Source organism: Sutcliffiella sp. FSL R7-0096, assembly GCF_038595065.1.
Taxonomy (GTDB): Bacteria; Bacillota; Bacilli; order Bacillales; family Bacillaceae_I; genus Sutcliffiella_A.
This window is the reverse complement of sequence record NZ_CP152003.1, coordinates 3772401-3793672: the sequence shown is the minus strand read 5'-3', so window position 1 is coordinate 3793672 and position 21272 is coordinate 3772401. Positions and strand designations below refer to the sequence as shown.

Below are 21272 nucleotides of genomic sequence, written 5' to 3'. Positions count from 1 at the left end.
TGTTTTTTTGTGGTTTAAGGACTTATTTAAAATTGGGGGTGGTAATGTTGTATTTTTTAAGGAAATACCTATGTTTTTGTTGTGTAAATATGGTTCGGACACAAATATTTCTTCGGACAATTAGGTAATATCTTTGGACAAAAACCGGAACTCTTTGGACATTCGAACTGGCCACCCATCATCAACACCATAAACAATCCCATAAAAAAGGCAGGCAATCACGTTTCTGTGACTGCCTGCCTTCCCATTTACCACCTAGTTATTTTTCTTCCCAGGCTTTTCAGGCTTACCTTTTCCTTTGCCGTTCCCATCATTTCCATCATTGATGAACAGCTTACCATCTGCAATTGCACGTGTCACATTACCGAAGTCATCAGATACTTTAACTTCGATTTCTGCACCACTTGCCACGACGCTTGAAGTAGCTGTCCAATACCCTACATAGTAACCAGGAGATTGTTCCATCAATGGTAGCTCGACTGCATTGTTGACATCATTGCCTTCCATCATGGTCGCTGCGTTTGTTAACGGCATGCGGATGGAGAAGGTTGCACGAAGTCCTGGGTCACTGTTGAATTCGATCTTCACAGACTCTCCAGCTCTTAAGTGCTTGTCTTCAGTCGGCTTTAAGTTACTGATTTCAGGAGCATTGTATTTAGCATGGACTGTTACGTCTTGGCTAGTACTATTTCCTGCAAGGTCAGTAGCCACCACTGTAATGTTGTTTTCACCATTCTCAAGCATTACTCTGTGAGAGTATGTTCCATCTGTCACAGTTGCTTTCTGACCGTTCACTTTTACAAAATCCAGGTTCTCATCCGCGACAGTACCTGTTACAATGACTGTTTCGCGGTTTGTTTTAGAACCATCCTCAGGACTTGTAATGGCAAGTTCAGGAGCGGTCTGATCAAGCACCACTGTCACAGGAGCTGATTCTTCCGTCTCTCCTGTCTCAGTTGAGGATTTGGCCGTTAGCGCGTTTGCACCTTCTGTCAGGGAAACATCTACAGCAAATGTTCCTTCATCTGTAGCTGTAGCAGTTGCCACTTCTTCGCCATTGTTCATCACATGAACAGTTGTTGTAGGAGAAGCATTACCCTCTACCGTTACAGTACCTTCATTTGTGAAGGAACCATCAGCTGGAGAAGTGATCGTTGGTGCTGTCACTTCAAAATTTACTAAAGCACGGATCATATAGTTTCCTTCGGCTTCAGGGGAAGGAGACCATGCACCACCTACATATTGCCAGCTGCGGCCAGCATTTGGTCCATCTTCATCTGTTCCAAGGCCAGGTGCATTCGGATTAGGTTGAGACTGGATGTAAACCATGTAGAAGTCTTGTTCTACGATGATTCCATGCTCTGCCAAGTCAACAGTTGTCCACTCACCAGTACGTAGTGCCGTACCGTCAAATGGTCCCGCAAGCTTGGATCCAGGAGCTCCATCAGAACCAGATGCATCCCAAACCTCTACTTTAAAGTCTGTACCACCAGGAGTTGGCCATGTAGTATCCCAGAATCGGAATAATCCACCAGTTACAAGCGCACTGTTTTGACCTTCCGGTAGAGACATTTTTACTGCCCAACCGTTTCCGGCATCATAGAATGCGCGGGCATTCTCAGCAGTACCATCGTCATAGCCGATTTCACCAGGGTATCCAATGAATGGGCGTAATTCTACATCAAGGTTAGTCGTTTCATCACCTTCAATAGATACCTCTACAGTTTCACTATAGTAGGAAGGAGCCATTACACGAAGTGTGTAGTCGCCTTCTAATGCAGTGATGGAGAAGTTTCCGTTTTCATCTGTTGTTACAGGGGCAATTGCTGCATCTTCAATAAGCATTAATGTTGCGTTTGCAATAGGATCCCCAGTAACACTGTTTGTCACAGTACCGTTAACAGTACCACGTGCCATTTCGTCCAATACGAAGTTAGCGACTGCTTCTCCGTCTGGAGCGATTTCAACTGTTTGTTGGGCTGGGTGATATCCATATGCTTCAGCTTGCACCGTGAATGTGCCTGCTGCATGTAAAAGCTCGTAATAGCCGTTCGCAGGATTTGTATTAACAGAACGGTTTGTTTCCAATACAGTCACTTGTGCATGTAATGGAAGTGCCGCAGGGTTAACATCCTCTTTCACAGCTTCTTCTTTTTCAGGAGTAGCAACCGGATGGATTTTATCTGGATTTACTTGCTCCTCTTTTGCTTCAACTTTCTCTTCTTTCGTCACTTCCAGCTGTGTGGATGCTGCTGTTGCATTAGACTCTGCTGATAATGCGACATCATCGATATACCAGCCTGTACGTACAACACTACTATCCGTTGTAACGTTGAAACCGATGTAAATACGTTGACCTGCATATTCAGAAAGGTCCACTTCTCTAGCAGTCCAGCTTTCGCTGATACCGTCAAAACGTAGTAGTTGGGTCCAGTTCTCTTGGTCTGTAGAAACAAATACGTGGCCGAAATCGTAACGAGTCTCTAGGTTGAACCAGTTCATGAATTGAAGGTATGCACCACTATCTTCCGGCAGGTCGATTGGAGGCATCACAAGTGTCATGTTCGCGCTGTTGCCATAATTACCGGAAAGGTTAGTACCATATACTTTCTCTCCAGAGTTGGCTGCAGAGGGTCCTGCTGTCGGAACACCCCACTCCCATGAATTGACAGCACCGAAAGAGTACCATCCTACAGGCTCAGATTCGAAATCTGTGGAATAGCCAACCGTGATACCAGGTTGTACGCTCACTTCATACGTATCGGAAATCACTTCATTGCCACCGAAGTCGACAATATGCCAACGGTACGATACGGAAGGTTCTGCAATGTCGTCACCAGGGATGGATGCTGTGTAAGTAGCGTCATTGTAAGAACCAGAGGCACGCTCTGCCGCAAGATTTACCCACTCACCAGCAGTGTTTTGATATTGCAATGTTACAGAAGAAATACTTACATTATCCTGTACGTGAATGCTTAAAGGCAGGTTCATGCCAGCATAAGTTTCAACAGGTGCTGTATGTTCGAAAGTTGGAGCTTCGTCATCTTCTCCATCCTTCGCAACTTGCCCTTTGATTTTTCCAAGACCGGATATTATGGAAGATACTGCATCAAATGCATTGACGATACCATGTCCATATCCGTTGTTTGGAGAGTCAGGGAAATTGGAATCTGTTCTTTCCGTTGCAGTAGTCATCAAGATTTCCTCAATGTCTGCCACAGTCAGGTTAGAGTTAACCTGCTTAAGTAAAGCAACCACACCGGCTACATGTGGGCTTGCCATGGAAGTTCCACTAGCAGCACCATAGCTGTTACCAGGGAAGGAAGAGCGAACTCCAACACCAGGTGCAGATACTTCAGGCTTGATTTCCTGATAAGGTGAAGGACCTTGTAAAGAGAAGCTTGCAAGGTTTCTGTTCACATCAGTTGCACCTGTTGCAAAAGATTCCGGATAGTTACCAGGAGTGGAAACAGATCCAGGACCGCCAGGGTTCCCGATGCGTGTATTTCCTGCAGCGAAAGCAGGGAAGATATCAGCCGCTACCCATGCTTGCACCATTGGTCGATACCACTCATCCAAGCCAGGTCCGCCGCCCCATGAGTTGTTGACAACGTCCGGAGCCATCGCAGGGTTTGGAGTTCCACTAGCATCTTTTGGAGCTAAAATCCACTCTCCAGCTGCAAGTAGGGCAACGTCCGTACCACCAGATGGAGTAAATGCTTTAACGCCAATCCATTTTGCTCCAGGAGCAACCCCAACTTGGTTAGATCCATTCGGCTCAGCACCAACCATCGTACCTGTTACGTGCGTACCGTGACCGTCATCATCGTAAGGAGTTGATTGGTTTGCAGGAGTGGAATCAAACCAGTTGTATTCATGGTTTGCATTACCAGTTCCAGCATTAAAACCACGATATTTTTCTTTTAAAGCAGGGTGATCCCATTGAACTCCTGTGTCAATGCTGGCTACAACAGTCCCTTGACCGTCTACACCCATTTCCCACGCTTGAGGAGCACCGATTTGGGCAACGCCCCACTCAATGTTCTCAAGGCCTGCAGCAGGCTTTTCTTCTACTGCGATTTCAGTTGTCGCAGCTGCTTCTGCTGCCGGATCCAACTGACGTACTTCGTTTGGAAGAAGCTTTTCAATTTCTGGGAATCTAGCAAGCTCCTCCATTACTTCTTTCGTTGCAGTAACGGCCATCCCGTTTACTACGTAGAAGGATTGGATGTCCTTTGCTCTTCCATCAGCTACCGCTTTTTCAAGGTACTCTTTTACATTTGCTTGGGTTTCGATTGATGTTGCTCTTAACTCAGAGACAACAGCATTACGTTTCATCAGTTTTTCTTGTCCGGCAGAAGCTTTTTGTACCTTGGCTGCTTCCACGGCTTTAGCTGCTACTGCCTGCGTATCTACCTGTTCTTTGAATTTGATAAGGAAGGTAACCTTTTCCCCATCTTTAGAAAACTGCGTAGATAAACGATCCGTTATTTTACTTGCCATCACTTCTTTAGATTCACCCAAAGAAACGGAAGCTTTTTTCCCTTGCGCAGAAGCAGTACCAGGGATAAAGCTTGGGGCGATCAGTAATAAACACATAATGATACTGAATACTCTAGTAAAATTACGTTTGTTCTTCCTACTCATTCAACATCCCCCTTTGAAATTAAATACAAAAAACCGATGAATCTTCCCCCCTTTTCAAAGAAATATCCACCAACCATCGCTGTTCGGTAGAATCTTGCTTATGTAGGAGTATCTCGGTGACAATTAAAGATTAATAAAGTGTGTAGAAGAATAGTGTCGAAAAAGAGGGAACAATATCAGAATATTCTAAAAATAGTACGTAAGTTTCAGACAGCTTTTTCAAGTTGGGGAATTGGTAGAGGTTGGATAAAAAGTGGCAATAGGAAGAATATTTGTAAAATAATTCTATAAACAAAGGTTTTTCCTAATCTTTACAGTATTTCCATCTGAAAAAAATATGTAGTAGGAATAGCCTAAGTTGATTCATTGCGTTTAGATTTTCTAAAAAACAATAAAAACGTACTAGTGCTCGTATTCCTAAAAGAATAAAGGAAGCCCAAATAAGCACTTAGATTCAGAGATTTACAAGTGAAAAAGGGTATTTGGTAGGGGAGATAGGTCGGAAGAAGGGGAGAACGACTTAAATGGCACAACTTTCAAATAGTTGATAGTAATGATACCGCATTCACCTAAAACGTTGTTCGACAAATTACAATATCTTTCTGATTTGTTGTACAATAAAGGGTGACCTCAAAAGAGAGAAAGGATTGTTCCTTGTGGAAAAAATGACGATACAGAAAATCAGACGAATTCTAGAAGAGAAGTTGGCCCATCCAAGCTGGGTATTTACATACGATAGAGAAAATGAAGCCTTGCGTGTGGAGGATAAGGAAACTCAAAAGGGAATTACCATCGCCCTGCAAGGGGTGATGTCAAAATACGAACAAGCAAATGATGTTCAAGCGTTGGAGGAATACGTGTACTATGTGAGAGAGGCCCTCACAAGTATGAAGATACCGGTTCAATTGAATGGGGCAGAGCGCCATATTTATCCTGTCATCCGTTCCACTTCGTTCCCGAAAACAAGCAATGATGTGTCTTTGGTGTATGATGAGCATACTGCAGAAACAAGGATTTACTATGCTATTGATTTAGGGAAGTCATATAAACTGATTGATGAAAATCTATTACAAAGAGAGAATCTATCTAAAAACACGATAAAAGAAATGGCCATGTTCAATGTCAGATCATTACCTACAAGTATGAAAGAAGATGTAGTGGCCGGTAACACCTTTTATTTTGTGCGTTCTAATGACGGATACGATGCTAGCAGGATCCTTAATGAATCCTTTTTAGATTCTTTCAAAAAGAAAGTGATAGGTACGATGACAGTGGCGGTTCCCCATCAGGATGTATTGATTTTGGCGGATATACAGAATGAGGTGGGATACGACATCCTTGCCGAGTTGACGATGAGCTTCTTCGTAAATGGTAAAATTCCTATCACTGCCTTATCCTTCTTATATGAAGAAGGGCAGTTGGAACCGATCTTCATTTTAGGAAAAGATAATAAGAAACATAAGAAATAACAGTAGAAAAATTCGAATTGGTTTCGAAAAATATAGATAGCAACCATCGCCTTTTATAAGTGTGCGGTACCACAAAAAGTAAGAAAGAGTGTGATAGATGTGAACTGGTTTAAAAAGCTGTTTGCTCAGCTAAGTGAGGATGAAGAACGTACCATTGAGCAAGATTACGCTGAGAAACCGGGAAATAAACAAAAACAAGCGAATGCAAAGGTGGCGTATCAATACCCGACAGGAAAATTCCGATTCCCCCTGATTCCCGATGAAGGAAATGCAGAACAGCCAAGCAAGAGGGGAAAAAGAGAGAGTGGTAAGGCGAAGCAGCCTAGCAAACCGCAGCTTGAACAAGTAAGATTCGAGCAAAAAAAGGAAAATCAGAAGAGTGAAGTGGAACAGCCACCTATGAAGAAGGATGCAGAAATGAAAAAAACTGCTCAGCCTCAAAAGAAATTTGAAAAAGTGGTGAACGAAAACAAACAGCCGTTTCATCCTACAGAATTCGTTTCGCCCATTTTTGGATACAAACCTCGTCCTGCGATTGAAAAAAGACATACCTATCTACCGGAGATAGAATTAACAAGCAAGGAATTACCTGCTGGGGAATTAGAAGTAACTGAGGTCACAGCAATGGAAACTTCCTATGGAAGCTATCAAGGATTTGCGGAGTTGGGAAGAGAAAAGGAAAAGGTCCAAGAATTCAATGACGTTCTGTTAGAAGAAAATTCAACTCCACATATAGTGGAAGCAGGATTGGAAGAGAAAGAATCTTCTTATGAAACGGCTGTGGAACCAAGCGAAGAGTCAATTTCCGAATCTCATAAAGAAGAAGTGACAATTGCAAAAGATGACTCATATGAGGCTTTGCTTAGAGCGGAACATGAACCTGCTATTGAGGAAAATATACCAGAAGCTCCCTCCTATGCGGAATCTGCAGTCACTATAGAGGATGTCCAGCCAGAAAGAATAGAGGAAAGACAGAAACGAGAAACTCAAGTGCGACAAGATTCCAGCAAACAGCAGCATATTCCTTTTAATGTAATCATGCTCAAACAGGATAAACGGTCCTTGGAAAGAAAACAACAGGTAGTTGGAAAACAAGAAGAAGCGCAGCCTTACTTTAGTAAGCCTTCTATCACGATGCTCTCCATTCCGCCCCAGCATTCCGAGGATGATAGGGAATGGGTGGAGGCCCAAAGGGAGCTTCTCAATGAAACCCTCCACCACTTTAGAGTTGGGGCCAAAGTGGTAAAGGCCACACAAGGACCGTCTGTTACCCAATTTGAAGTGCAGCCAGAGCCTGGTGTAAAGGTGAACAAGATAACTAATTTGAGTGATGATATCAAGTTAAGCCTTTCTGCACGTGACATTCGGATGGAGGCACCGATACCTGGGAAAAACACGATTGGAATTGAAGTGCCCAACCGGGTGAGTAAGCCTGTTTTTATTCGGGAAATCATTCGTCATCCTTCTTTTATCCAGCATACTTCCCCATTGACGGTGGCGTTGGGGCTTGACATATCTGGTCAACCGGTCGTTTTGGATTTGCAAAAGATGCCCCATGGTTTGATCGCCGGTGCCACTGGATCAGGTAAAAGCGTGTGCGTAAACTCTATCATTATGAGTCTGTTATTTAAAAGTACACCTGATGAGGTAAAACTGTTATTGATAGACCCAAAGATGGTCGAACTTACGCCATACAATCATATTCCACATCTAGTAAGCCCAGTCATCACTGATGTTAAAGCCGCGACAGCTGCTTTGAAATGGGCAGTGGAAGAGATGGAACGTCGATATGAGTTATTTGTTCACGCAGGAGTCCGGGACATTGGAAAGTACAATGAGGTAGCCAAGAAGCATAACCAGGAAACATTGCCTTATATGGTAATCATCATTGATGAGCTGGCAGATTTGATGATGGTGGCGCCGAGTGATGTGGAGGAAGCCATTTGCAGAATCGCTCAGAAAGCGCGCGCTTGCGGCATGCACTTATTAATAGCCACCCAGCGCCCTTCCGTAGATGTCATCACGGGATTGATAAAAGCAAACATCCCGACAAGAATCGCCTTTTCCGTTTCCTCTCAGGTCGATTCCAGAACCATCATTGATATTGGTGGAGCAGAACGCCTGCTAGGCAGAGGGGATATGTTGTTATTGGAAAACGGTGCACCAAAACCAATCAGGGTCCAAGGTAACTTCGTGTCAGATGAAGAGATTGAGAGAGCGGTAGATCACGTCCGTAAGGAGCAAAAGCCAACATATCTTTTTGAACAAAGCGAGCTGTTGAAAGAAGCTACAATTCAGGATGAGGACGAGCTATTTTTCGAGGCATGCCAGTATGTAGTAGATCAGAACGGCGCATCCACCTCCAGCCTCCAGAGAAGGTTCCGCATCGGCTATAATCGTGCAGCGCGCTTGATGGAGTTGATGGAGGATCAGGGCGTCATTTCAGGACCAAAAGGCAGTAAACCGAGGGACGTACTTGTATCAGCAGAAGAACTGATCAATATGCAAGATTCTGACTATTAAAGCTCTGTTACAGGAAATGTTGTAAATGGATACAAACATCTATTATTATAAATAATAGTAAAACTATAGGAGTCGGCATTTCCGGCAAGACAGTAACCCAAAATACAGGGTCGTAAGGAGCTTTTAATAAAATGAAAGAAATTGAGTTGAAGCTACAGGGTAAAATAAAAAGGCTGACAAATCGCACCTTTAAGTTTGATGAACGTGTGAAGGAAGGTTGGTTCTCAGCGGTATACTTTTTGAAAACAAGAGAGATCGTGAAGGAATTCAAACCGGATAATATTGTCACCATGCAGTTTTTTCAAAAAGATCATGCTGTTTTATGCGGCACAGACGAAGTGATTGCTTTAATCAAAACATTCGCGGATGATCCAGAATCACTGGAGATTTACTCTTTAAAGGATGGGGACAAAATCTCCCCGTTCGAAACTGTACTGACCATAACCGGTCCATATCAAAATTTCGGCTTCTTAGAAGGTGTGATTGACGGGATCCTGGCCAGAAGAACTTCTGTATCCACGAATGTTTATAATGTGGTCAAAGCTGCTGGGCAAAAGCCTGTCATCTTTATGGGAGACCGTGATGACCATTATACTCAACAGGCAGGAGACGGTTATGCCGCACATATCGGAGGATCTACTGCACAAGCAACGCACGCCATGAATGAATGGTGGGGAAAAAAAGGGATGGGGACCATGCCACATGCCCTTATCCAACTTTTCAACGGTGACGTTGTGGAAGCTTCCAAAGCATACCACGCCAAGTTTCCGGAGGATGAACTGCTTGTGCTGGTGGATTACAACAATGATGTGATTACCGATGCCCTGCGTGTTGCAAGGGAGTTTGGAGACAAACTCAAAGGAGTCCGGGTGGATACTTCAAGAACCATGATTGACCAACATTTCATCCGCCATCAGGATGTATTGGGAACCTTTGATCCGCGCGGTGTAAATGCACCGTTAGTATTTGCTTTAAGGGAAGCACTGGATAAAGAAGGTTACCAACATGTGAAGATCGTGGTAAGTGGCGGTTTCAGTGAGCAGCGCATCAAAGAATTTGAAGAACAGGACGTACCAGTGGACATATATGGTGTCGGGGGAAGCCTATTGAAAATTCATATCGGTTTTACTGGCGACAATGTTGTATTAAACGGGGAGCCGCAAGCAAAAGCCGGTAGGAAGTACCGGTTTAACGAGCGCCTCGAAAAAGTGGACTAACGTATATCGGTCCACATTTCTTGGGAAACTGGTAGAAAGATATCTCTATCAGTTTTTCTTTCTGCCGTTACCGTTAGCTGGACTGAACTAGAGTAATTCTTTAATTAGTGCTATAATAGGTCGTTGTTAGACAAAAAGCCTTTTCTACATATGGTTTGAACCCTTGTCATTAGGGGAATTAGCAAATTTAGACGCTTATCATATAATGGTATATCCATACACGGAAAGCGATGTCTTGCACAAAAATAAACTATTGATCAGTTCGTTTGCAGAGTAAGTAATCGAATTATATATAGATAAATGTTGGAGGTTTTTTCATGACCATTTATCATTTTGTTGGTATAAAAGGTTCAGGAATGAGTGCACTTGCGGGAATTCTCGACGATATGCACTATCAGGTTCAAGGCTCGGATATCGAGAAAAGGTTCTTTACTCAGAAAGGGCTAGAAGAAAAGGGCATCACGATCCTTCCTTTCGATAAAGAAAATATAAAGGAAGACATGACGGTGATAGCTGGTAATGCATTTCCTGATACACACGAGGAGATTGAGGCGGCGAAGCAACTGAATGTACCTGTTATTCGTTATCCGCAATTTCTAGGTCAGTTTATGGAGAAGTTTACAAGTATTGCTGTAACTGGCGCACATGGAAAAACATCTACCACGGGATTGCTTTCTCATGTCATCCAAGGGGCAAAGCCGACATCCTATCTGATAGGGGACGGTACTGGTCGGGGAGCCGAAGAAAGCGAATATTTCGTATTTGAAGCATGTGAATACAAGAGACACTTTCTGTCCTATTACCCTGACTACACAATCATGACTAACATTGACTTCGATCATCCAGATTATTTTGGCAGTATCGATGATGTGTTCAATGCCTTCCAAGAGATGGCCTTGCAAGTGAAGAAAGGAATCATTGCCTGCGGAGACGACGAGTATCTGCAAAAAATCCAAGCGAAGGTCCCTGTGATCTATTACGGCTTTGGGGAAGAAAATGATTTCCAGGCCCGTCATGTGGAAAAGTCCACAGAAGGTACGACCTTCGATGTGTTTGTCCGTAACAACCACTATGCCACCTTCAAAATAAAAGGCTATGGCGATCACAATATCATGAATGCATTAGCGGTGATTGCTCTATGCCATTATGAAGAGATCCCTGCGGATGTAATCCAGAGCCAATTGCTAACTTTTGAAGGAGTAAAACGAAGATTTTCTGAAAAAGTGGTCGGTTCACAAGTATTGATTGATGATTATGCGCATCATCCGACCGAGATTCGCGCGACAATCGATGCTGCGAATCAAAAGTACCCGGACCGCGATGTCATTGCGGTATTCCAGCCGCATACCTTTACAAGAACGCAAACCTTCTTGAACGAGTTTGCTGAAAGCCTGGGTGGTGCAGACCATGTGTATCTATGTGATATCTTCGGTTCCGCGCGTGAGAACCAGGGGAAGCTGACCATTAATGATCTTCTGGAAAAAATAGATCAGGCAGCGATCTTGACGGAAGAAGGAACGGAATTATTGGCTAAACATGAAAATGCAGTAATCATTTTTATGGGTGCTGGTGATGTAACAAAATTCCAGGAAGCATATGAAAAGTCGTTACAAGTATAATTATATTAGAACCGGTTTTCCTTTGTGAGAAGGGAGACCGGTTTTTTGTCATTTAGGCGAAGGATAAGGAATTCCTGTATAGGAGGAAACAGAGCTGGTGCGTCTATGTATCTTACTAGCCGCTCCCCAAAGAAACAAAAAACCATCCACATATTCAACCTGTGGATGGCACCATATCAAAAACTTATTTTAAATTCTCAGGATTCAAACCTTCAAGCTCGGAAATGACGAACTTTCCATCTTTTCTGATCAATACATCATCGAAATAGATTTCTCCACCACCATATTCAGGACGCTGGATCATCACCATATCCCAATGGATGTCGGAATTGTTGCCATTCCAAGCATCTTCATAGGCCTGACCAGGAGTGAAGTGGAAACTGCCGTCGATTTTCTCATCAAACAAAATATCCTGCATCGGATGTTGGATATACGGGTTAACTCCAATCGCAAATTCTCCGATAAATCGTGCTCCTTCATCTGTATCGAAAATTTTGTTTATACGATCAGAATCATTCGCTGATGCTTCCACAATCTTTCCATCGCGGAAAGTCAATTTTACGTTCTCATACGTGAACCCTTGATAAGGAGATGGAGTGTTATACGTGATCGTTCCATTTACAGAGTCCTTCACGGGAGCTGTGTAAACTTCCCCGTCAGGGATGTTCATTTCCCCAGCACACTTAATTGCAGGGATATCTTTGATAGAGAAAGTCAAGTCAGTCCCTTCACCAGTGATTCTTACTTTATCCGTTTTGTTCATCAGTTCAACTAAAGCATCCATGGCATTGCTCATTTTTCCGTAATCTAAATTACACACATCAAAGTAGAAGTTTTCGAATCCTTCAGTGCTCATTTTAGCTAGTTGAGCCATACTTGCATTTGGATAGCGGAGGACAACCCATTTGGTTTTAGGCACACGGATATCACGGTGTACTTTCTTTCCAACTGTGCTACCTTGAATTTTTTGCTTGTCATCTGGAACATCTGATAATTCTGAGATATTGTCACCTGAACGAAGGCCGATATATGCGTCCATATTCTTCATGACATTTGCTTCGAAATCGGCTTTCATGTTAAATTGTTCTTCTTGTGCCCCCATTAACAGTGCGCGGTCAACCTGGACATCCTTCAAGGATACGAAAGGGTAGCCTCCAGCTTTGTAAGCTTCCTCTACAAGTGCGATTACCAGCTCTTTTTGCAAACCGAAGTTTTCAATTAATACTTTTTCGCCTTTTTGAAGACGTACGGAATAGTTTATCAAATTTTTTGCAAGTGTTTGAATCCGAGGATCTTTCATTGTTTGGCCCCCTAGTGAAATTGGTTATGTAACACCTATATTGTAACCGATTCCGCGAAGTTTGTTGAATTTTTTGTCTGAAAAAAAATGTCATATTCTAAAAAAATCTTTTATTTTTTGAAGGGATTTTATCATTGTCCTAGAATAAAAAGGGGTATAGGATGTTTAAACTGTAACAGATAGGGTAACTAGTTAGTATGTAGGTCAGCAGCCAGGAGGTGTCACTTTGAGTGAATTGCTTTACATTAGCGCAATTATTGTAGCTATTGCTTTTTTAATATTGGTTATTTTTGTTTCAAAAACCCTTCTATCAGTGCAAGGCACATTAAATCAAGTAGCCGGGACTTTAGGTAGCATTGAAAACCAGATGAAGGGGATCACATCCGAGACAGAGCAGATTTTACATAAGACCAATGTATTAATGGATGACATTCAAGATAAGTCACAACAACTTAATACGGTTGTAACTGCTGTAAAGGATGTAGGTACTTCCATTCAGGGATTTAATCATTCCGTTTCACGTTTATCTAATAATGTTGCCAAGCAGCTAGATCAAAATCAGGATAAGGTGTCACAGGTCGTTCAATGGTCCAATGTAGCAATGGAGCTTGTCGACAAATGGAATGAAAGAAAACAAAAAAATAAAATCAACAATTTATGAGGAGGAATCGGAAATGGGCAATGAAGAGATGAAGAATCAAGAAGTTAACAAAGACAGCATCAATGCAAAGGACTTATTGATCGGTACATTAATTGGTGGAATCGTGGGTGCTACTACTGCGCTTTTCCTAGCTCCTAAATCCGGTAGAGAACTTCGTGGGGATATTACAGATCAGGCAACTCAATTGAAAGAAAAAACAGATTTTTGGAAGCTGCAAGCTACTGAATATACGACTGAACTAGCTGAAACAGCTAAAGATAAAACAAACCAATTAACAAAAGCCATCACAGATCAAACCCAGCAAGTGATGGATAAAGTTAAGCATCTGAGAGAAAAAAATGGGGATGTATCCATGGAACTGCAAGAGCAGGTTCAAGATATCATCTCTGAAGCGGCTACTGCTATTGAAAATGGTACCGAGGACATGTCTGACGAAGTAAAACAAAGACTTGAAGAAACAAAAGCTGCGTTAGAAGACGTAGAGAAAAAGTTATCTGTGAGTGAAGAAGAACAGAACGAACAGAACGAGCAGAACGTAAACTCATAACTTGAGATTCAAACGGCGAAGTGATATGATAGCTTCGCCGTTTTTAATTTCACTATTCAATTGTAAAGGATGTCGGAAAATGGATAAAACTATGATACAAACCGTAGAAGAATTTAATCAAGTTCTCCAAGAAAATGAAACATTTCTCTTTTTTAAAAACAGTACAACCTGTCCCATTAGTCATGCTGCTTTTGAAGAGTTTGAGAATTTTGTAGCAGATCAGGATCAGGTTCCTTGCTATTACTTAAATGTCCAAGATGCAAGACCGCTTTCCAATCATATTGCGGAAGCAACTGGAGTGAAGCATGAATCTCCGCAGGCTTTAATGTTTAAGGGTGGAGACGTTGTGTGGAATGCTTCTCATTGGAAAATCACGTATTCTTCTTTACAGGAAAATGTAAAATAAAACGAACGTGCGTAGATGCACGTTCGTTTTTTATTTTTAGGTCTTCCTTAACACCGCTGTTGATTTCCACATCTCCACAGGGTGCTTGCAGGATCTCCGCTAAGTACTACCTCCCGTCGGAGTCTTCGCCCTATGTTCCAATCAACAACTAGAAGATTGTTTAAACTTATACCTGAACCCTCTTGTCTTCCCATTCGATGTCAAGTTCATCTCCGTGTTCGATTAGGTCATAGAAGGATGCTTTTACTCCATTTTTCTTTAGAACGAAGGATCCAGCTCCTATTGGTTTTTCGATGTTTACGAACCTGAACATGTCTTGAAAGATGAATGGTTCTTTCCGTCTGAGCATCAGTTGCAGATGGTCGCCTCTTTTTAATAAATCTTCTTCCTCTAATAATTCTCCATTACGGTAAAATTCAAGTAGGTTCTTTGATAGTACCACTTTAGCTCCCTTATAAGTGACGGCAATTTCCTGTTTGGTTTCGTATTGTTGAAGCATAGACAGCATTTTTACTGTTGGGCTTGCTGCCTGCTCCCATACAATCTGATCAAGGTTGGAGTAGGTATCGGTGGCAGACACCCTGCTACCATTTCTCTTTAACTGAACAGAAAGTGAAGAAAGGGAGCTTTTTTCGTCATTAATGTATAGATAAAAGGGTTCCAGTTCATCCTCTGTCACTTGCTTCGTGGAAACAAGTAGTTCTTTAATGTTTTTAGGGTATCGGAGGGTTATTTTATCCCTGTCTGAGAGAGGGGTATCCAACGTAGAAGGCTCACCGTTTACTAATATAGTGGGGTTGAGGTCAGCTGGAATCCCGTTCAAATGTAATGTTAAAGACGTATTTTCCGTTCCGATCAGTTGTCCTACGGTTGCCTTGGCAGCTTCTCCATCTTGTCCCTTTTCTACGAAAATGTCGTCTCCATTTTCTATTGAATCAAAACCCTGAGCGACTTTTCCATTCTTATATATTTTCGGGGGTTCTCCAAAGCTTCCAGGAATAGTAATCTTTTCCCCATTCTTTTCTATCATCAATGCTAATCCTGGTTTCCCGACAAGTTTATTGATGTTGATGCCTGAAGCTAAGAGACTGTCACCAATCGTCAATTTTTTCACATCAAATAATCGGATGGGCAATTCGTTGACGGTGACAGAAACGTATTCAATTGGTTTTTCTTTTGCAGCAATGGCTATTCCAATAGGGGTGATGAATTCAGGACCTTTCACCGGAAGGATGGTAGGGTGAAGCTGGTGGATGGCATCCACTCCACGAATTGCAACTCGGTTTTCAGGTAATTCCAGATTTCTGGCAATCAAAGATGTAAGAGACGGCGTCAAACTACCTCCACCTACAAGCATAACAGCTTTAGGGGATTTTTGATTATTTTGTCTTTTGATTTCATTCGTAATGGACGTTGCAAGTTTTTCAATAGATGGCAAGATTTGTTCCACCATTTCAGATTTTGAAAGGGTCTGTTCGAAGCCTAATATATCTGTAAAGGTAATGGTTTCTCTTGCCAGCATCTCTCTCTTCGCCTGTTCAGCCTGTGGAAAATCCAGCAAAAAAGCATCACTAAGTCCTTCGGTGATCTCATCACCTGCAACAGGAACCATTCCGTAAGCGGTTACGGTTCCGTCCATCGAAATTGCTACATCAGAGGTACCCGCTCCAATATCGACTAATGCAATATTAAGGCGTCGCATGGAAGCTGGAATGAGTACATTAATGGCTGCTATCGGTTCAAGAGTCAGGGCTTCGAGCTGCAAGTTAGAGCGTTGCAGTGCGGAAATCAAAGATTCCACCACAATTTTAGGAAGGAAGGTCGAAATGATTTCAACAGAAGCTTTTTCTCCGCGCTGATCAAGAAGGCTGCCAATCTCCTCTTCATCCAAATAATAACGGAGCACCGAATAACCAACACAGAAATACTGATTGGCATGATCAATTTGGTTCTCTTGTAGTAATTTTCGTTGTGCCTCTTGAACCGCAGCCAGTTCAAGTAGAAAAATATCCTCTTCTTTGAACAGTGCTTTCCCTTTGATATCCTGAATGGCATATGCAGTCTGCGTTTTTAGAGCCCTTCCGGCAGCGGCTACACAAACTTTGGTGAGAGGCCCATGCTTTTCCTCCAATTGTTCCTTCACATATGTAATCACCTTTGAAACTGCCAATATATCATGGATTTGGCCATCCAACATAGCACGCTCATCATGTTCTTTTACCACCATGTCAATCATATGGAATTTATCGTTTTCTTTTTCCAGAAGCAGGCCAACTACAGACCTGGTTCCAATGTCCAATGCGAAAATCAAAAAACATTCACCATCCCTATAATGCATCATATGATACTTTACCGCTTAAAAGCGTTTAATTAATAAAGAAAAAATTCGTGACAATCTTAAAGTCATCGTATATAATAACTAATTAATAGAAATGTACCACAATTCGGTACTGTTATAAATACAGAAAGGATGAAATAATATGAGTCATAACGAACTAGACGCCTTGCGAAAACAAGTCGAAGAACTCAACTTACAACTACTAGAGGTCATCAACAAGCGCGGTGAGCTTGTCCAGGAAATTGGTAAGCTTAAGGAAGCGCAAGGTGTAAATCGATATGACCCAGTCCGTGAAAGAAAGATGCTAGACTTGATCACGGAGCATAACGATGGTCCTTTCGAAACCTCCACATTACAACATTTATTCAAAGAGATCTTCAAAGCAGGTTTGGAACTGCAAAAAGATGATCATAGAAAAGCATTACTAGTGTCGCGTAAGAAAAAACCGGAAGATACGGTTGTAGAAGTCAAGGGTGTGAAAATTGGTGATGGATCTCAAAACTTCATCATCGGTCCTTGTGCCGTAGAAAGCTATGAACAAGTTGCACAAGTTGCACAAGCTGCAAAAGCACAGGGAGTAAAATTGCTTCGCGGTGGTGCGTTCAAGCCTAGAACTTCTCCTTACGATTTCCAAGGACTTGGACTTGAAGGATTGAAAATATTGAAACGTGTTGGTGATGAATATGATATGGCAATCATCAGTGAAATCATCAACCCTGCAGATATTGAAGTCGCTTGTGATTACGTCGATGTCATCCAGATAGGTGCACGTAACATGCAGAACTTCGAACTACTGAAGGCTGCAGGTGCGGTGCGAAAACCAGTACTCCTCAAAAGAGGATTGGCCGCAACGATTGATGAATTCGTTAATGCAGCAGAATATATCATCTCCCAAGGGAATGACCAGATCATCCTATGTGAGCGCGGAATCAGAACGTACGAAAAAGCTACTAGAAATACATTAGATATTTCAGCTGTACCAATTCTGAAGAAAGAAACTCACTTACCAGTATTTGTGGATGTAACACATTCCACTGGTAGAAAAGATCTTCTATTGCCTACTGCAAAGGCTGCACTTGCAATCGGTGCAGATGGAGTGATGGCTGAAGTCCATCCTGATCCGGCAGTAGCACTTTCTGACGCGGCACAGCAGATGGACATCGATCAATTCAATGAGTTCATCACGGAACTACGCAGTCATTATTCGTACAAGTCATAATAAACATTTTCTCCAAGACGAGCGGATTGAAACGCTCGTCTTTTCTTGTATTCATAAGTTTTCATTAAGTTTTCATAAAAAATTTACATTTAGCAAAAGATATGGGGAGGAGTATAGTAAATTCATTGATTGTAGGCAAAGAATAACGTATGATTATTAGATAAATGCGTTATTTTGCCAAATTTATCTTATTAAATATTGCCTTACATAGATGCATGAAAAATGAAGGAGAGTGTGTGCGAATGAACGTAACGATTTATGATGTTGCCAGAGAAGCGAATGTTTCCATGGCAACGGTTTCCCGAGTAGTAAATGGAAACCCAAATGTAAAACCCACAACAAGAAAAAAAGTATTGGAAGCCATCGAACGCTTAGGTTATCGTCCTAATGCCGTGGCTAGAGGATTGGCAAGCAAGAAAACGACAACGGTTGGGGTAATCATCCCTGATATCTCCAATATCTTCTATGCAGAGCTAGCTCGCGGAATTGAGGATATTGCAACCATGTATAAGTACAATATCATCTTGAGCAACTCCGACCAAAATGTGGACAAGGAGTTATACTTACTGAACACGATGCTTGGCAAGCAAGTGGATGGAATTGTTTTCATGAGTGGAAATATAACAGAAGAGCTTGCAGCGGAGTTTGAAAGATCTCCTGTACCAATCGTATTGGCAGCTTCCATTGAAAGAGACAATAAGGTACCGTCTGTAACGATCGATTATGTACAAGCAGCCTTTGATGCTGTAACAGCATTGATTGAGAAGGGACACAAGCGCGTGGGTTACGTGTCAGGCCTCTTTGAAGAACCAATCAACGGAGAGAAAAAACTGACAGGCTACAAGCGTGCTTTAGAAGAAGCTGGTTTATCCTATGATGAGGAGATTGTTCTAGAAGGGGACTATTCCTATGATTCAGGAATTGAAGCGGTTGAAAAATTGATCAGCTTGAAAGACCGTCCTACAGCAATCTTTGTTGGGACCGATGAAATGGCATTGGGGGTCATCCATGGTGCTCAAGATAATGGACTGAATATCCCTGAAGACATCGAAGTAATTGGATTTGATAATACACGACTAGCGACAATGGTTCGTCCACAGCTTTCTACCGTGGTTCAACCGATGTATGATATTGGTGCAGTTGCCATGAGACTTTTAACGAAATTTATGAATAAAGAGAAAGTGGAGGACCAAACTGTCGTACTTCCTCATAGAATTGAATTTAGACGCTCAACAAAATAAAAAAGCTGTCGATATAGATAGTAAAAGAAGAGGACAAAAACAACAACGTTTGTCCTCTTTTCTTATGGAAGGCTCAAAATGATTCTACATAACATAGCTGTTGATTGGAGCACAGGGTGAAGACTCCAAGCAGCTGGAGGTAGCGCATTTTGGAGACCCCGCAGGCTTGCCGAGGAGGCTCCACAGGCGTCTCGCTGAAAGCGAAGCCAAGTGCGAAAATCAACAGCGGCGTCAAATAAAGCCTTCACTAAAAACATAAACAAGAGCGTTTAAGGTCAGGGGAGACAGTATGAAAAAGTTCGATGTGTTAACACCAATAGGTCTTGTACTAGGTTTGGCAATGATTTTATTCGGTATCGTTAATAATTCAGGATTCAGCGGTGCAAGCAGCTTCTTGCATCTTCCCTCTTTTTTAATTGTAATAGGGGGAACGCTTGGTGCTTTATTAATTACGTTCAATCTTAAAGAAATGAAGGTAATGCCGACAGTAGTGAAAGCTGCATTTTCCAGGCAGGAAAATGAATTACCAAATCTAATTGAAACATTTGTAAGGCTATCAGACCGAGCAAGAAGAGAAGGGTTACTGGCACTTGAGGCAGAGCTAGAAGAAGTAGAAGATGATTTCATAAAAAAGGGCGTGCTGCTTGCAGTGGACGGGGTGGAGCCTGAAGTGATCCATGATATTATGAATGCAGAAATCTCTGCCATGGAAGAAAGACATGTGAAGGGAAGAAGCATTTTGGAAAAAGCGGGGGATTATGCTCCGTCATGGGGGATGATTGGAACGCTCATCGGATTGGTACTGATGCTGAAAAACCTGAATGACCCGACTACGCTAGGGCCTAATATGGCCATCGCCATTTTGACAACCTTATATGGAACATTGTTAGCAAATCTAGTCTTTCTCCCAATGGCTAGTAAACTAGCTAATAAAACAGAAAAAGAAGTATTCTTGAAACAAATTATCATAGAAGGGGTCATTGGCGTACAATCTGGTCAAAACCCTAAAATATTGGAGGAAAAGCTATCAGCCTTCCTTTCCAGTCAAGATCGAGTTAAAAAAGACGAAGCTGTGGCTGAAACGCTCGAGGAGAATTTTCAATGAAGCGTCAAAAGAGGGAAGCACATGAAAAAGGTGCACCAAAATGGATGGTTACGTTTTCCGATCTTTTCATGCTGGTCCTTGTATTCTTTATTTTACTCTTTTCCATGTCACAGATAGATCTCGTAAAATTCAAAGCGGTGGCAGAATCATTCAAGCAAGTGAATATACTCGATTATAATCCTTCCGCTGTCCCTTTTGAAAACCCTACAGATTTTTCCGTCAATACGGAATCAACGAATAACCAGGATGATGTCTCTAAGGAACCGGAAAATAATGAGACGGAATCGGAAACAGATAGCCTACAGGAGCTGCTTGTGGAAGTACAGATATTCCTGGCGGAAAATGACTTAGAAGATGTGGTAGTGGCCAATAGGACGGAACGAGGAATTGTTCTTGTGCTGGAAGAGAAAGTGTTATATGAGACGGCGGAGGCAAGAATCCTTCCCATCGCTCATCCATTCTTGGATAAGGTGGGAACGCTTTTAAATAAAATTCCTAATCTGGTCAAGATAGAAGGCCATACGGATAATCGTCCTATCTCAACCGACAAATTTCCCTCTAACTGGGAATTGTCTGCGGCCAGAGCAAGTAGTGTCATCCGCTATCTGGTAGATTCTCACAATTTGGATCCTGAGCGCTTTATTGCAGTAGGATATGGTGATACAAGACCTATAGTCGAAAACACTTCAAGTGAAAATTATCAAAAGAATAGACGGGTCGAGATAGTCATTTCAGATCCGCAGCAGGAAGAGAAAATCGATTGAAAAAGCGAAAAGCCAGCTCCACGCCAAAGGCGTAGGGTTGGCTTTTTTCTTTTGGCTCTGTTAAAGCAAACTGTTGATTTTTACAGCAACCTAGCTGTTGATTGGAGCAATAGGCGTAGACACCTGAGGGAGATAGCGTTTAGGGGAGACCCCGCAGGCGCAAACCGAGGAGGCTCCCCTAACGCCCCTAGGAAAGCGAAGCCTAGTGCGGAAATC

General features: G+C 42.3%; 14 protein-coding genes. 11 read left to right on the top strand and 3 right to left on the bottom strand.

The window, feature by feature from the left end; all coding sequences use genetic code 11:
• Positions 1 to 255 precede the first annotated feature (255 nt).
• The gene (locus MKY77_RS19460; protein ID WP_339147300.1) at positions 256 to 4647 is read right to left on the bottom strand and encodes a S8 family serine peptidase; all 4392 of its coding nucleotides are present in this window, start codon (positions 4645 to 4647) and stop codon (positions 256 to 258) included.
• A 665-nt stretch (positions 4648 to 5312) separates the two neighbouring features.
• Between MKY77_RS19460 and MKY77_RS19455 the strand changes: the two genes are divergently transcribed.
• The 4 genes from MKY77_RS19455 to murC all read left to right on the top strand — a co-directional run bounded on the left by MKY77_RS19455 (position 5313) and on the right by murC (position 11475).
• On the top strand, positions 5313 to 6116 hold the full coding sequence (locus MKY77_RS19455) for a DUF1444 domain-containing protein (protein WP_339149863.1): 804 nt from the start codon (positions 5313 to 5315) through the stop codon (positions 6114 to 6116).
• Positions 6117 to 6215: 99 nt separating this feature from the next.
• Positions 6216 to 8639, top strand: a complete 2424-nt coding sequence (locus MKY77_RS19450; RefSeq protein WP_339147298.1) for a DNA translocase FtsK — start codon at positions 6216 to 6218, stop codon at positions 8637 to 8639.
• Between the two features lie 131 nt (positions 8640 to 8770).
• On the top strand, positions 8771 to 9856 hold the full coding sequence (locus tag MKY77_RS19445; RefSeq protein WP_339147297.1) for a nicotinate phosphoribosyltransferase: 1086 nt from the start codon (positions 8771 to 8773) through the stop codon (positions 9854 to 9856).
• Positions 9857 to 10173: 317 nt separating this feature from the next.
• Entirely contained in the window at positions 10174 to 11475 is a 1302-nt protein-coding gene (murC, locus tag MKY77_RS19440) for a UDP-N-acetylmuramate--L-alanine ligase (RefSeq protein WP_339147296.1), read from the top strand.
• Between the two features lie 184 nt (positions 11476 to 11659).
• Here the strand turns inward: murC and MKY77_RS19435 are convergent, their stop codons facing one another.
• Positions 11660 to 12775 (bottom strand): aminopeptidase, encoded by a 1116-nt coding sequence (locus tag MKY77_RS19435; protein ID WP_339147295.1) that lies wholly within the window; start codon positions 12773 to 12775, stop codon positions 11660 to 11662.
• A 226-nt stretch (positions 12776 to 13001) separates the two neighbouring features.
• Here MKY77_RS19435 and MKY77_RS19430 point away from each other — a divergent pair, with 226 nt between their 5' ends.
• The 3 genes from MKY77_RS19430 (at position 13002) to ytxJ (ending at position 14389) form a co-directional block, all read left to right on the top strand.
• Entirely contained in the window at positions 13002 to 13436 is a 435-nt protein-coding gene (locus tag MKY77_RS19430) for a DUF948 domain-containing protein (RefSeq protein WP_339147294.1), read from the top strand.
• A gap of 13 nt (positions 13437 to 13449) precedes the next feature.
• Entirely contained in the window at positions 13450 to 13983 is a 534-nt protein-coding gene (locus MKY77_RS19425) for a YtxH domain-containing protein (RefSeq protein WP_339147293.1), read from the top strand.
• 79 nt (positions 13984 to 14062) lie between these two features.
• The gene (ytxJ, locus tag MKY77_RS19420) at positions 14063 to 14389 is read left to right on the top strand and encodes a bacillithiol system redox-active protein YtxJ (protein WP_339147292.1); all 327 of its coding nucleotides are present in this window, start codon (positions 14063 to 14065) and stop codon (positions 14387 to 14389) included.
• A 166-nt stretch (positions 14390 to 14555) separates the two neighbouring features.
• On the opposite strand, the gene MKY77_RS19415 is transcribed toward ytxJ, so the two are convergent.
• A complete protein-coding gene (locus MKY77_RS19415; RefSeq protein WP_339147291.1) occupies positions 14556 to 16730 on the bottom strand; it encodes a cell division protein FtsA in 2175 nt (724 codons plus the stop codon).
• A gap of 139 nt (positions 16731 to 16869) precedes the next feature.
• Here MKY77_RS19415 and MKY77_RS19410 point away from each other — a divergent pair, with 139 nt between their 5' ends.
• The 4 genes from MKY77_RS19410 to motS all read left to right on the top strand — a co-directional run bounded on the left by MKY77_RS19410 (position 16870) and on the right by motS (position 21056).
• Positions 16870 to 17946, top strand: coding sequence for a bifunctional 3-deoxy-7-phosphoheptulonate synthase/chorismate mutase (locus MKY77_RS19410; RefSeq protein WP_237663446.1), 1077 nt, complete (start codon positions 16870 to 16872; stop codon positions 17944 to 17946).
• 242 nt (positions 17947 to 18188) lie between these two features.
• Positions 18189 to 19187 carry a catabolite control protein A gene (gene ccpA, locus MKY77_RS19405; RefSeq protein WP_342515451.1) on the top strand — a complete coding sequence of 333 codons (999 nt, stop codon included), beginning with the start codon at positions 18189 to 18191 and terminating at the stop codon, positions 19185 to 19187.
• A 289-nt stretch (positions 19188 to 19476) separates the two neighbouring features.
• Positions 19477 to 20292, top strand: coding sequence for a flagellar motor protein MotP (gene motP / locus MKY77_RS19400; protein WP_339147290.1), 816 nt, complete (start codon positions 19477 to 19479; stop codon positions 20290 to 20292).
• Positions 20289 to 21056: a flagellar motor protein MotS gene (motS, locus tag MKY77_RS19395; protein ID WP_339147289.1), complete on the top strand. Its 768-nt coding sequence runs from the start codon at positions 20289 to 20291 to the stop codon at positions 21054 to 21056. Before motP ends, motS begins: the two co-directional genes overlap by 4 nt.
• Positions 21057 to 21272: the final 216 nt, after the last annotated feature.

Coding starts and splice junctions, on each gene's coding strand:
- MKY77_RS19460 (WP_339147300.1), bottom strand. CDS start 4,647: ATGAGTAGGAAGAACAAACGTAATTTTACTAGAGTATTCAGTATCATT.
- MKY77_RS19455 (WP_339149863.1), top strand. CDS start 5,313: ATGACGATACAGAAAATCAGACGAATTCTAGAAGAGAAGTTGGCCCAT.
- MKY77_RS19445 (WP_339147297.1), top strand. CDS start 8,771: ATGAAAGAAATTGAGTTGAAGCTACAGGGTAAAATAAAAAGGCTGACA.
- murC (WP_339147296.1), top strand. CDS start 10,174: ATGACCATTTATCATTTTGTTGGTATAAAAGGTTCAGGAATGAGTGCA.
- MKY77_RS19435 (WP_339147295.1), bottom strand. CDS start 12,775: ATGAAAGATCCTCGGATTCAAACACTTGCAAAAAATTTGATAAACTAT.
- MKY77_RS19425 (WP_339147293.1), top strand. CDS start 13,450: ATGGGCAATGAAGAGATGAAGAATCAAGAAGTTAACAAAGACAGCATC.
- ytxJ (WP_339147292.1), top strand. CDS start 14,063: ATGGATAAAACTATGATACAAACCGTAGAAGAATTTAATCAAGTTCTC.
- MKY77_RS19415 (WP_339147291.1), bottom strand. CDS start 16,730: ATGATGCATTATAGGGATGGTGAATGTTTTTTGATTTTCGCATTGGAC.
- MKY77_RS19410 (WP_237663446.1), top strand. CDS start 16,870: ATGAGTCATAACGAACTAGACGCCTTGCGAAAACAAGTCGAAGAACTC.
- ccpA (WP_342515451.1), top strand. CDS start 18,189: ATGAACGTAACGATTTATGATGTTGCCAGAGAAGCGAATGTTTCCATG.
- motP (WP_339147290.1), top strand. CDS start 19,477: ATGAAAAAGTTCGATGTGTTAACACCAATAGGTCTTGTACTAGGTTTG.
- motS (WP_339147289.1), top strand. CDS start 20,289: ATGAAGCGTCAAAAGAGGGAAGCACATGAAAAAGGTGCACCAAAATGG.